This window comes from Butyrivibrio sp. (assembly GCF_017940685.1).
Taxonomy (GTDB): Bacteria; Bacillota; Clostridia; order Lachnospirales; family Lachnospiraceae; genus Butyrivibrio.
Genome location: NZ_JAGAYD010000145.1, coordinates 1 through 13,462, shown reverse-complemented (window position 1 = coordinate 13,462; position 13,462 = coordinate 1). Strand labels below are relative to the sequence as shown.

Annotated in this window: 9 protein-coding genes; 5 read left to right on the top strand and 4 right to left on the bottom strand. The window is 45.5% G+C overall.

Translation table 11 applies throughout. From position 1 onward, the window contains the following. Window positions 1-110: 110 nt before the first annotated feature. The gene (locus tag J6I68_RS09310) at window positions 111-2,099 is read right to left on the bottom strand and encodes an alpha-glucuronidase (protein ID WP_292219875.1); all 1,989 of its coding nucleotides are present in this window, start codon (window positions 2,097-2,099) and stop codon (window positions 111-113) included. Window positions 2,100-2,197: 98 nt separating this feature from the next. On the opposite strand from J6I68_RS09310, the gene J6I68_RS09305 reads away from it, so the two are divergent. After that, window positions 2,198-3,091, top strand: coding sequence for an AraC family transcriptional regulator (locus J6I68_RS09305; RefSeq protein WP_292219873.1), 894 nt, complete (start codon window positions 2,198-2,200; stop codon window positions 3,089-3,091). Between the two features lie 8 nt (window positions 3,092-3,099). Here J6I68_RS09305 and J6I68_RS09300 read toward each other — a convergent pair whose 3' ends face one another. After that, entirely contained in the window at window positions 3,100-5,001 is a 1,902-nt protein-coding gene (locus tag J6I68_RS09300) for a sialate O-acetylesterase (protein ID WP_292219871.1), read from the bottom strand. 271 nt (window positions 5,002-5,272) lie between these two features. On the opposite strand from J6I68_RS09300, the gene J6I68_RS17295 reads away from it, so the two are divergent. The 4 genes from J6I68_RS17295 (at window position 5,273) to J6I68_RS09275 (ending at window position 12,113) form a co-directional block, all read left to right on the top strand. Then, window positions 5,273-8,056, top strand: coding sequence for a carboxylesterase family protein (locus J6I68_RS17295; protein WP_330622476.1), 2,784 nt, complete (start codon window positions 5,273-5,275; stop codon window positions 8,054-8,056). A gap of 309 nt (window positions 8,057-8,365) precedes the next feature. Further along, window positions 8,366-10,144, top strand: coding sequence for an extracellular solute-binding protein (locus J6I68_RS09285; protein ID WP_292219870.1), 1,779 nt, complete (start codon window positions 8,366-8,368; stop codon window positions 10,142-10,144). A 103-nt stretch (window positions 10,145-10,247) separates the two neighbouring features. Next, entirely contained in the window at window positions 10,248-11,186 is a 939-nt protein-coding gene (locus tag J6I68_RS09280) for an ABC transporter permease (protein ID WP_292219868.1), read from the top strand. A 12-nt stretch (window positions 11,187-11,198) separates the two neighbouring features. Continuing rightward, entirely contained in the window at window positions 11,199-12,113 is a 915-nt protein-coding gene (locus tag J6I68_RS09275) for a carbohydrate ABC transporter permease (RefSeq protein WP_330622475.1), read from the top strand. A 65-nt stretch (window positions 12,114-12,178) separates the two neighbouring features. On the opposite strand, the gene atpC is transcribed toward J6I68_RS09275, so the two are convergent. Together atpC and atpD are read right to left on the bottom strand one after the other, a co-directional pair. After that, window positions 12,179-12,592: an ATP synthase F1 subunit epsilon gene (gene atpC / locus J6I68_RS09270; protein ID WP_292219867.1), complete on the bottom strand. Its 414-nt coding sequence runs from the start codon at window positions 12,590-12,592 to the stop codon at window positions 12,179-12,181. 11 nt (window positions 12,593-12,603) lie between these two features. Next, on the bottom strand, window positions 12,604-13,462 hold an 859-nt coding region (gene atpD / locus J6I68_RS09265), incomplete at its 5' end, for a F0F1 ATP synthase subunit beta (RefSeq protein WP_292219866.1).

The window sequence follows — 13,462 nt, the reverse complement described above, 5'->3', positions numbered from 1 at the left end:
GGACGGTTCTACTGTCAGGTTTTATCAAAATAAAACCTGACAGTAGAACCGTCCCCGTGTCAGCAGAACCGTCCCCGTGTCTTGTCAGAACCGTCTTCCAGCTAACTCATTCAATAGATGGTCCTGTTTTTCTCGTCCGCAATTCCGCTCTTTCTATAGAAGTAGGAGTTCACCTGATCTCTCCACTCCTTAGCGTTATCAAGCTGAAGATCAAAGCGTTTTCTTACTCTGTCAAAGGCCTCAGCAGGGATCACACTTTTTAGCTTGTCCCAGTCTGCCGACAGGCCTTCTGCCTCTTTTTCTCCCTCAAAGTGACTGTCGTAAATATGCTGGATAAGTGTCTTTCCAGTCTTTAGCATGTATGTATATGGAAGGTGGTGGAAGAACAGGATGAGTTCTTCCGGACAGGTTGCAGGGTCGTTGTACATCTTCGCATTTTCTTCATAATACTGCTGGGCATAGCCTGTACCCTTGTCTGTCCTATCAACTCCAATTCCCAGGTGGTCTGCCCTGTGGTAAGTTCCCCATCTTGAGTACTCATATCCGTCAACGCTTGGTCCGTAGTGGCCCATTGGTGTGACCATCCAGCCAATGCCAAGAGGACTTGTGTACTTTTCGTAGGTTTCCCTTGATCCAAGGAGCATATTGCAAAGAAGCGTAGTCTCTTTTTCCGGAAGGTTAAAGGTCTGGGCTATCCACTCTCTTGCTATCTCTTCAGATGTAAGCTCTGTGTCAAAGGAAAGCCTTCCAAAGCCGTAAGTATTGGCTGCTGCCAGATCATTTCCAGTCCAGTTCTCATCATCTCCAGTGTTTATTACTGCTGCCATTCCCCCAAGAGCATTGCCCATGGTCCTGCCACTTACAACATCTGCAACAGTATCCCTGCCTCTGCAGCAGTGAGTGTGGAAGTCAAGAACCTCCTTATAGAGAGGGATCAGATAGCAAAGATCGATCTGATGTCCTGTGTATTCCTGAGCAATCTGCACCTCAAGCATCTGGTTTGTATGCTGAAGGCCTCCAAGAAGAGGAGAAACGGGTTCACGGATCTGAAAATCCATAGGGCCGTTTTTGATCTGCAAAACAACGTTGTCATGGTATGCTCCATCAAGATCCTTAAAGTAGTCATAGCCCGCTCTTGCCCTGTCAGTCTTGGTGTCGCGCCAGTCCTGAGTGCAGTTATATACAAAGCATCTCCAGATAATGATGCCTCCGTATGGTTTGATCATATCTCCAAGCATGTTGGCGCCATCAGCCTGGGTTCTTCCATATGTAAATGGACCAGGTCTTCCCTCAGAATCCGCTTTTACAAGGAATCCTCCAAAGCCAGGAAGCCTGTCGTAAACCTCTTTTATCTTATCTTTCCACCAATTGATGACTTTTTCATCAAGCGGATCGCAGGTATCAAGACCTCCTATTTCAATGGGAGAAGCAAAGTTAAGGGACATGTAAAGCTTAATGCCGTAACAAGCAAATATGTCTGACAGCTCTTTTACCCTGTCAAAATATCTGTCAGTAATAAGGTAAGACGCTGCGCCTTTTACATTTACGTTGTTAATTACAACTGCGTTGATACCGATGCTTGCCATGAAACGGGCATAGTCTGTGGTTCTGTCATTTATGACAATTTCTTCATCTTCGAAAAAGAATGAGTCCCCTGAATATCCTCTTTCAATGCTGCCATCCATATTGTCCCAGTGATTCATCATTCGAAGAGGATTGGAAGGAGCCTTGGTCTCTGCCACTTCGGTGGCTTTCTTTCCACAGGCAACCTGACGAAGTATGGCAAAAACGCCATAGATCACGCCGTTCTCATCAGAAGCTTCAAGAAGGATACCATCGTGGCTTCCCTCGATGCGGTAGCTTTCCTTTGGCAGTGTGACATTCTGGGAAACTGTAAAAGTAAGTGCGTTCATAACTTCACTGGTTCCAAGAACAGTTTCTCCAGTAAGAGCCTCAAGGCCTTTCGCAAACTCCTTAAGGGCATTTGCAATAATAGTGCTTTCCTTGTCAAATCCGGTTACAGCTATTATCCAGGAATCTTTTCCGTCATACATCTTATGGTAATCAAGCCATAGCTGTGTCCATTTTTCTGATTGCATTTGCATAGACCTCTTTCTATTTCTTAGTATTTAAATTTTCGTCTTTTATGCTAGAATAACAGGGTATCAAGCTTATTTATCCAAAAGGAGCAGATCCCATGATTGCTGATATTAACGCCCAGTCAAGAGAAGATATCTACTATGACACCTTAAAGGGCGTTCTTCTCTATCACAACACATTAAACGAATATCCTCTCCACTGGCACAATGAGGTGGAGCTTATTCTGCCGCTTTCAGGATCTTTCCAGGTCAAGTTCCACAACGATTCATCTGCTGTTGAGAACTGCGCACCTGGTGATATCATGCTTATTGCCCCTGGAACTCTTCACGAATATCTGGCTGTGGAGCCAGGCGGTGAAAAGCTGATACTGCTCTTTGATATAACAAACTACTCCCAGGTTTCATCCCTGGTTCCTCTCCTTAAGACCCTTCCACCCTACGTTCATGTAAGGGCAAGCCAGTTTCCTGTAGAAGCTGCCCGTCTGCAGAACTACTTCTGGGATATTGAAAGGCTCTATGGTGAGAGCGATGAATTTTTACAGATATCTGTATATTCTCTGGTGACTCTGATCCTGGCCCAGATAGGAAGCATGCATCTTGTAGATGCAGTGCTGCCAGCCGGAACATCAGACTCACAGTCTAAAAATATTGAAAAGCTGGTAACAGTTACCAACTACATTGATTCCCACAGAGGTGAGGATCTGTCTGTTGAACAGCTGGCTGACCTGGCAGGCTTTTCCAAGTATCACTTTGAGAGACTCTTTAAGTCCTGTATGGGAATATCCTGCTATCAGTACATCACCAAGCGCCGGGTGCAGATGTCCCAGGAACTTCTTGGCGATACCGATCTATCCGTAATGGATATTGCGCTGCAGTCCGGTTTCTTTAGTCTGTCCACCTTCAACCGTGTCTTCAAGGAGGCCAACGGCTGCTCCCCAACTGAGTTCCGCAAACTCTACCGTCAGGGAGCAGATGCTCTTCCTGGAAGATAATGGTCCCTTTATTTCTCGATAGGTATTTCGAAAGGCCCCATGGGCAGGTTTGCGCTGTTGTACAGCATCGCGCCAGAGTAGGTGTACTTAACAAGGTAGCGGACCTTGCTTATCTTGTCTGCTTTAAGGGAGGTTTTGATAAGTAGTTTTCCGTTAAGTATTTCAGCATCCGCTGGAGTAATATTTCCCTTGTTGTCTATAACTTCAAAGTCTTTTATCTCAGGGCCTTTGCCGATGTCGCGGGCGATGAGACCGTCGGCATGCGATAAAGCAACTTCGATGGTGGTGCCCTTGAAGTGACCTGAGTCTACGATTTTGGCGGAGGTTGGAGTTGGGCCGGTGTATTCGCCGGTATAACCGTACTTCATATGGGCCGCCCAGAGGGCAAGGCGCTTACCGACGCGGCGCTTGCCTGTGGGATGAAGGTCGTTATCTTCTCCGAGGTCCATGTTTACTGTTACTCCTACCATGGGATCATCAAGGAGACGGGCCTGGGTAAGTCTGAATGTAGGCCATGGGTCATCTACAGGTTCAATATCTATTACGAAGTTAGGGAGCTGAGCAAGGATGTAGGGAAGATTTTCTTCGCCCCACATCTGCCTGTAGCCCGCTATCATGCGCTTTGAAAGATCCTCATAGTCCCAGGGCTCAAAGGTATTGGACTCTCCCTGATACCAGATCACGCCATCAATCGGAAAGTTATGTAAGGGTGCTGTCATGGCATTATAAAGTCCCATTGGGTGCCAGTTGATAAAGTCATGCTCAGGAATTTCCTTGCACCTTGCTGCCACCTTGTAGTACCACTTACCATCAAGGCGCACCTGGGCTTCATCGTTAAATATCTTGTATTCCTTGCCAGGAGTGATCCTTCCAAGGCCATGCTCTATGCAGAGTCTGATAACCACATGGTTATCCTTTTCCCTTGTAAGTCCCTCCGGGATGTCATATTTTCTTGGAGGATACTGATACTCGGTACTTCCTACCAGTTTGCCATTCACATAAACCTGATCCCTGTCCACCATGGTTCCAAGGAAAAGCCTTGCGCTTTTTCCTGCAAGAGCCTTAGGAAGGTCGAAGCTCTTTCTAAACCACACAGAGCCGCTCATGCCGGAAAGCTCCGTATCCTTGAACATCACTGGGATGTCCATCTCTTTAAAGCTTCTCTCATCAAGATCCTCGGCCATCCAGTTCTCAGAAAGGCCTCTGTCCTGCTTATCGAGCTTTTCTCTCCAGAGCTTTTCAGCTATCTCATTTTTATTTATCTGACTTTCTCTAAAGACATCGTCAGCGTACTTATCTCCCTCAGAGATAAGCTCGTCGTAGCCAGAAAGCATCTCTTTTGACATCCAGGAGGATATCTTGGATCCGCCAAGTGAAGCATTGATAAAGCCTACTGTCTGCCCCGTGATCTTCTGAAGGTATGCTGCAAAGAAATAGCCAGTAGCAGAAAAATCCATGATTGTCTCTGCGCTTACATGGCTCCAGGCTCCAGTCTTAAGTTCTTTACATGGGCCATGGAAATCTGTATCTTCTACGATCTTAAAGGTCCTGATGGCCGGGTTATCCTCGATCTGTGTAAGTGCAGGATACCTGTCTTTTACCCTTGCAATAGGAAGCTCGATGTTGGACTGGCCTGTAACAAGCCAGACAAGGCCGATCATTACATCCTTTACTGTTATCTCTTTTCCCTTGTCATCAGATACTACAAGTTCGTAAGGACCTCCGCTTTCTCTTGCAGAAAGGAATATATCAAAGCGCCCGTTTTCATCTGTAGTCCCTTTTGATGAGAGATTGTCAAGCCTTACTTCTACCTGCGCTCCTGGCTCATCCCATCCCCAGATATGTATTCTTTTTCTTCTCTGAATGACCATTCCATCGGAAATGATCTTTGGAAGAGTTAAAGTTTTCATTATTACTGACTCCATAATTACATTGTCCCTCTTATCGCTCATTATACAAAAACATGGCGTCATGCCTCTTCACATTTTCCGCCATTTTTTTTCCATTTTCAGACTTTTTGAAAATTCTATCTAACGATATACTGCGATTTTCTTTTCACAAATTGCTAAGAGAACTGCCAAAAGCAACCTTTGGCAAGACCATGGCAATAATTGGGTGGAAGCAAATCTTCCAAATACTATAAATTACAATTAGCATTAACTATTTTTCGGGGGAATTTACATGCTTAGAGAAACTACTACAGAAAATGGAAAAGTAAGGGGCCTTCCAGGCAATGACCCAAGAGTCACAGTCTTTAAAGGCATTCCATTTGCAGCTCCGCCTATTGGTGAAAACAGGTGGAAAGCGCCTCAGCCCTGCAAGGATTATGAGGGCACATTAAACGCCTTTAGCTTTGGACCAATTTCATATCAGGACACTCCCGGTGTTGGCGACATGCTCTACAACAGGGAGTGGCACGTGGATCCTGATATTCCCATGAGTGAAGACTGTCTTTACCTTAATATCTGGACTCCAGCAAAAGATAAAAACGAAAAGCTCCCAGTTCTTGTGTGGATCTACGGCGGCGCTTTTCAGTGGGGATATACAGCTGAGATGGAGTTTAACGGAGAGCCTCTTGCAAAACGGGGCGTTATAGTTGTCAGCATTGCATACCGCCTTGGCTGCTTTGGCTTTTTGGCTCACCCGGAAATAAGCAGCGAGTCCCCTGATGCTCCGGCAAACTTTGGACTTCTTGACCAGAAGGCTGGTCTTGACTGGGTTAAAAGAAATATCGCCTCCTTCGGCGGAGACCCATGCAGAATAACTCTTGGAGGCCAGTCAGCTGGTGGAGCCAGCGTACAGCATCAGCTCTCCTGCAAGGACAATAAAGACATCATAAAGGCTGCAGCAATATTTAGCGGCATCATAAAGCTCAAAAACGACGACGCAGATATTTTCAATCCTCTAAACCTTTCTCAGGCAGAGGATCTTGGAAAAGAGTTTTTTGAAAGCCTTGGCGTAAAAGATTTAGAGCAGGCTCGTTCTCTTTCTTCAAAAGAGATCCTTGATGGCTACAACAGATTTGTAAGTGACCACAGGAGAATGTTCCCTATTGTGGACGGACTCTTTTGCGAAGCTGACCCTACTGAAAATATCGCAAATGGTAAATGCCTTGATGTGCCCATCATTTCAGGCAACACCACAGATGAGTTCTCAGAGGCCGGCGTAAATATGGTGGAACTGTCAGTTAAGGATGTTTTCCAAAGGGCAGGAAAGGCAAAACCGCAGCAGAACTACTATTACTACAGATTTGATCCGGATATTCCGGGAGATGGCCACAAGGGTGATTCATACCCTGGAACTTTCCACTCCTGCGACCTGTGGTTTTTCTTTGACACCCTACACATGTGCCACAGACCTTATTCTGGAAGGCACTACGATCTGGCAAGCCAGATGTGCGACTACTTCGCAAACTTTATTAAAACTGGTAACCCCAACGGAAACGGAATAGATGGCAGCCCGCTTCCTGTGTGGGATTGTTATAAAGACGGCGCCCGTAATGAGATGGAGTTTCTGGGCTCTGGCGCCATTTCAAAGCTTGAGGGCGGCATAAGACAGGGCAGCAAAAAACAGGCTGTCAACCCTTACCTTCCATCCTGGGAATACATCCCAGATGGAGAGCCCTATGTATTCGGGGACAGAGTCTATGTCTACGGATCCCATGATCTTTGCGGCGGCGAAACCTTCTGCCTTGGAGATTATGTATGCTGGTCTGCTCCTATAGATGATCTTGGAAACTGGCACTATGAGGGAGTTATCTATCCAAAGACTTCAGATCCTTTTAATCCCGACGGTCACATGTGCCTGTATGCTCCAGATATCACTGTAGGTCCTGACGGCAGATACTATCTGTACTACGTCCTGGATAAGGTAAGTGTTGTTTCTGTCGCAGTTGCAGATACGCCTGCAGGACCATTTGAATTCTACGGATATGTACACTACGAAGATGGCACAAAACTTGGAGATAAGGAAGGCGACGAGCCTCAGTTTGACCCGGGAGTTATGACCGAAGGTGACACTACTTATCTCTACACCGGCTTTTGCGGACATGGAGATAAGTCAAGACACGGCGCAATGTTTACCGTCCTTGACAAGGATATGCTCACAGTGAAAAAAGCTCCTGTCATTGTTGTACCTGGTGCTCAGTACAGTCAGGGAACAGGCTATGAAGGTCATGCATTCTTTGAAGCCCCTTCCATAAGAAAGCGCGGAAACACCTACTACTTCATCTATTCCTCTGAAGTCATGCACGAGCTTTGCTATGCAACCTCTGATAAACCGGAAGGCCCATTTACTTACGGCGGCGTTATTGTAAGTAACTGCGACCTTCACATAGATACATATAAAAAAGCAGATGACCCTTCAGCTTATGGCGCCAACAACCACGGAAGCTTCGTAGAGATTGGGGATAGCTGGTATATCTTTTACCACAGACACACCCATGGAACCTGGTATTCAAGGCAGGGCTGCGCTGAGAAGATCATATTTGACGAAGATGGAAAGATCTCTCAGGTTGAGATATCGTCCTGCGGTTTAAATGGCGGTCCTCTTTCTGATATTGGAGAGTACCCAGCCTATATCGCCTGCAACATTTTTACTCCTGAGAAAAAGATGTATGTAGAAGACTCATCCCCAAGGGTTGTACAGGAAGGCGGCGAAAAGTCACAGGGCTACAGCTACATCAAGGCCATAAATGATGGTACAACTATTGGCTTTAAGTACTTTGACGTCAAGGGCGCCACTGGGCTTTTGATAAAGACAAGAGCTTACTATCACGGACATTTTGAAGTAAGGACATCTCTTGATGGTGAGCCTATAGGACTTCTTGAAGGAGAAGGCTCCAATATCTGGACAGAGCACAGCTGCTTCTTCAAGGCACCTCTTACGGATGCAAAATGCGCTCTTTACCTGGTTTACAGGGGCAGCGGAACTCCTTCACTTAAGACCATCGAGTTCGTTCACTGAACATAGACGGTTCTTTCGAGACAGCGTGTCTTGTCCGTCCCCCTGTCTCAAAAGAACCACAATCACAACTTGTATTCTTTCCGTCAAAATAACTATACATTTGACGATTGTGTAGATTTTGTGTCTAAATCTTTATGCAAATAGCACAATAAATGAGTCTAAATCATAAAATTTCTGTTAAAGAAGTAAAAAATGTGCTTACGAAAGTAAAAGAATTCCATTCTTTAAAAAAAATCCAAAAATTATAATGAGCATGAAAATGATACAAGTAATCATTTTTGAAACCAAAAGGGAGAAAGGGGTTTTAGTATGAAAAACAAAACTATGAAAAAGGTAGCAGCTCTTTCAATGAGCACAGTGCTCATGGCAGCTACACTTGCTGGTTGTGGACAGGCAGCTGCTCCATCTGGCGACAACGCTGGAACAACAACTGGTGGCGACACAACAGCACAGACATCTGACGCAGGATCAGAAACAGTTGCAAGCGGTGACATCGTTGACATGACATTCTTTGCAGGAATGCCTGGCACCGAGATCAACAGCGGCAACAACGAGATCCAGGACATGATCGCAGAAAAGACTGGCGTTCGTCTCAAAGAGACATGGCTTACAGGACAGACTGTTGCTGAGGCTATCGGAAGCATCATCGCATCTGGCACATATCCAGATCTTATCGATGGTGGTGACGGATGTGCAGACCTTTACAATGAAGGCGTTCTCGTACCATGGGATGAGTACCTTGAGAGCGGCAAATATCCTAACCTTACAAACTACTACACACCTGCAGAGTGGGATCAGTTCAGACAGGACGATGGACACATCTACTGGTGTAACGTATTCCAGAACACAAAGGGCGCTCCTACAGGAACAGCTCACAACGACGAAGCATTCTGGATCCAGGCTCGTGTACTTGAGTGGGACAACTACCCAGAGATCAAGACTCTTGACCAGTACTTCGATCTTCTTGAGAGATATGCAGCAGCTAATCCTAAGACTCAGGACGCTAACGGCAACGAGATGGACATCATCCCTTACACATGCCTTTGTGATGACTGGAGATACTTCTGTATCGAGAACGCTCCTCAGTTCCTTGATGGATATCCAAACGACGGTTCTGTAATCGTTGATTTCGAGGGCAAGGATCCTACAATCGTTGACTATAACACAACTCCTACAGCTAAGAGATACTTCGCTAAGCTCAACGAGGAGTACAAGAAGGGTATCGTAGATAAGGACTTCGGAACACAGAAGTACGACGACTATATCCAGAAGCTTTCAAACGGTAACGTACTTGGTATGTGCGATCAGTACTGGGATTTCCAGCAGATCAACGACGCACTCCTTACAGCAGGTCTTGATGTTCAGGGATGCAACTACGTTCCTCTTGGACTTACAATTGATGCTGGTATGGAGAACCGTTGGCATACATACGGCGACACACTTAACACAGCTTCAGGTATCGCAGTTACAACAAGCTGCGCAGATCCAGATCTTGCATTCTCATTCCTTGACAAGATGCTTGACCAGGATATCATGAACCTTCGTTTCTGGGGTGTTGAAGGTGAGGATTACCTCGTAGACGAGAACGGCCTCTTCTACAGAACACCTGAGATCAGAGCTAAGGTTGCTGATCCTAAGTACAAGGCAGATCACATGTGCATGTACAGCTACCTTCCTCAGTACGGCGGAACAAGCGATGATGGTATCAACGCTAACCTTCCTGAAGAGCAGCCTTCAGAGTTCTATGACAAGCTGGCTGAGCCTCTTAAGAAGTGCTTCGATGCTTATGGCGCTAAGAACTACCCTGACCTTATCGGATCAGTTGTAGAAGATGTTAACGAAACACATCCTTGGTTCCCAATGTGGTCATACTCCAACAACCTCGACACATCAACTCCTGGCGGTGTAGCTTGGACAAAGATGGGTGAGTGCAAGCACGAGTGGCTTCCTAAGCTTGTTATGGCTTCAGACTTCGAGAGCGAGTGGAACAACTACATGGCAGCTTATGAAGGATGCAATCCTCAGGACTTCCTTAGCCAGATGCAGGAAGAGCTTGACAGAAGAGTGGCAGCAAACGCAGGCAACTAATGCATAATTTCTGATTTAGACGATAAGGCGGCCATATGCAGCAGATATAAGTATATGGCCGCCTTTTTCTTAAGATTTTAATGGGAAAGGGTACCTAAAAGGCATGAGTAAAACCGTCGCAACTAAAAAGAAAACGGTCATCACCAGAAAAGAACTCGCCAAGCAGAAAGTCCTTATTGCATGGTCTGCAGTATTTGTCATCTATGGATTTATCTTCTGTTATCTGCCCCTGGCCGGCTGGTTAATGGCTTTTGAAAACTACAAAAATAAAACTGGCCTCTTCCACTCACAGTGGGTTGGTCTTGAAAAATTCAAATTCCTGTTCTCAGATGCTACATTCATCAAGGTTATCAGAAACACCTTCTGTATGGGAACATTAAATCTTGTCTTTACAACTATCACAGCAATCGTTTTTGCTATCCTTTTAAATGAATTCAGATTGCTGCGAGCAAAAAAAGTAGTACAGACTATTTCATACCTGCCTCACTTCCTTTCATGGATCATCGTTACAGGTATTTTAAATGATGCTCTGTCATCAACAGGTATCATAAATGAGCTTTTAATTAAATTTGGACTGGTAAAAGACACTGTTCCATTCTTCTCAATACCGGCGCTGTTCTGGCCGATTGTAACCTTCGCCCATGTATGGAAGGAAACAGGATGGAATGCCATCATTTATCTTTCAGCCATAACATCAATTGATCCTTGCCTTTATGAGGCGGCTTCTATTGACGGCGCAGGAAGATGGGGAAAGATAAAGAACGTCACATTACCGGGAATCAAACCTACGATCATAATCCTGCTTATCATGAACATGGGAAATCTCTTAAATGCAGGTTTTGAAGTACAGTACCTCTTAGGAAACGGACTTGTAAAGAGCGTTTCCGACACAATCGATATCTACGTACTTACCTGGGGCATCAGCCAGAACGACTATTCCCTTGGTACTGCTGCAGGTATCTTTAAGAGCGTGGTTTCCATTGCGATCATAGTAATTGCTAATTCGATCGCAAAGAGAACCGGCGAAGAAAGGTTATTCTAAGGGAGGTGCTGTATGGAAAACAATGAGATTAAGTCAGGTGGACTTCATAAATTAAAAATCGGAGATGTGATCTTTTACATCTTCCTGTATCTATTCATGCTGATCTTCTGTATAGTAACCATTTATCCGGTTCTCAACACACTTGCAATTTCTTTTAACGACGGTGTTGATGCCATGAGAGGCGGCGTGCACTTATGGCCAAGAATCTTTACTACTCAGAACTATTCAGCGGTACTTGCTCTTAGAAACATCGGTCGAGGCGCTTTGATATCCGTACTTAGAACCGTTCTTGGAACACTTTTTGCAGTTGTTGCCAACGCGCTTCTTGCCTTCATTGTAAGCCAAAAGAACTTTGTGTTCAGATCACAGCTTTCTCTTTTCTGGGTTATTACAATGTACGTTAACGGTGGTATGATCCCTATCATGCTCCTGTACAGAAACCTTCACCTCACCAATTCCTTCTGGGTATATGTAATTCCCGGAATGGTCAGCGGTTTCAACATGCTGGTTATGAGAACCTACATGGAAGGCCTTCCTGATTCACTCCAGGAAGCAGCTCAGATCGATGGCGCAGGCTACATGAAGATTTTCGTATCTGTAGTGTCACCTCTTTGCAAACCAATCTACGCAACAATAGCTCTTTTCGTAGCTGTTGGTCAGTGGAACTCCTGGTTTGATACAATGCTCTACAACCGTATGGCAGATCAGTACACAACACTTCAGTACGAGCTCATGAAGATGCTTTCAGCGGTTACCAGCCTTAAGGGAAATGCAGGTGCTGCTACAACAGGTACACAGGTAAATATCACTCCTGTCTCTGTAAGAGCTGCAGCAACCATTATCACAATGGCACCTATCGTAATGCTTTACCCATTCCTTCAGAGGTATTTCGTTGCCGGTCTTACAATCGGTGGCGTTAAAGAATAATACCTGTCGATTACAAGAAAACGGCCCGGAGCAATTGCTCCGAGCCGTTTTTGCTATTCTAAATTTTATTCGCGTTCCTGTCCGTGGGTGCCGATTCTTACAAGGGCTCTGTAGAGCTTAGCCTCTGCACGGATCCTTGCATCTTTATCAAGCATCTGATCCTTAAGGCGTTCCTCAGCATGTTCCTTGGCGGCCTTAGCACGCTCAAGGTCAATGTCTTCACTCCACTCCCAGGTGGTTGGAAGAACTCTGACCTCACCCTTCATGACCGAAAGCATTCCACCGATACAGGCTGCTTTTCTTTCTGTGCCGTCTGCCATGGTTACCCTGGCGGTGCCCATACCAATTGCAGTACAGTAGTCGGTGTGTCTTGCAAGTATCTCAACATCACCGTCTATTGTACGCAGCAGTATTTTTTGAACCTCGCCATCAAAGTCCAGGCCATCCATGGAAACAACCTGTAAATGATAAGTAGACATAGTAGCTCCTTTTATTTTTTCGCTTTTTCGAATACTTCATCAATGGTTCCAACAAGGAGGAATGCTGACTCTGGAAGATCGTCGCACTCGCCGTCCAGGATCATCTTGAATCCGCGGATAGTCTCTTTAAGAGGAACGTACTTTCCAGGAAGTCCTGTGAACTGCTCAGCAACTGAGAAGCTCTGTGACAGGAAGTTCTGTACCTTACGTGCTCTGTAAACTGTAAGCTTATCCTCTTCAGAAAGCTCGTCCATACCCATGATGGCGATGATATCCTGAAGTTCTCTATATCTCTGAAGTACCTGCTGAACTCCCTTTGCTACTTCATAATGCTCTTTTCCTACGATATCAGGTGAAAGGATACGGCTTGTTGAATCAAGAGGATCAACAGCTGGATAAATACCCTTAGATGCGATATCTCTGGAAAGAACGGTTGTAGCATCAAGGTGTGTGAAGGTTGTAGCAGGAGCAGGGTCTGTAAGGTCATCAGCAGGCACGTATACAGCCTGAACAGATGTGATAGAACCCTTCTTGGTTGATGTGATACGCTCCTGAAGAGCACCCATCTCTGTAGCCAGTGTAGGCTGGTAACCTACGGCTGAAGGCATACGTCCAAGAAGCGCTGAAACCTCAGAACCAGCCTGTGTGAAACGGAAGATATTATCGATGAACAAAAGCACGTCCTGATTCTTAACATCACGGAAATACTCTGCCATTGTAAGTCCGGAAAGACCAACTCTCATTCTGGCTCCGGGTGGCTCATTCATCTGACCATAAACAAGGGCTGTCTTGTCAAGAACTCCACTTTCCTTCATTTCTCCATAAAGGTCGTTACCTTCACGGGTACGCTCACCAACGCCAGTAAATACT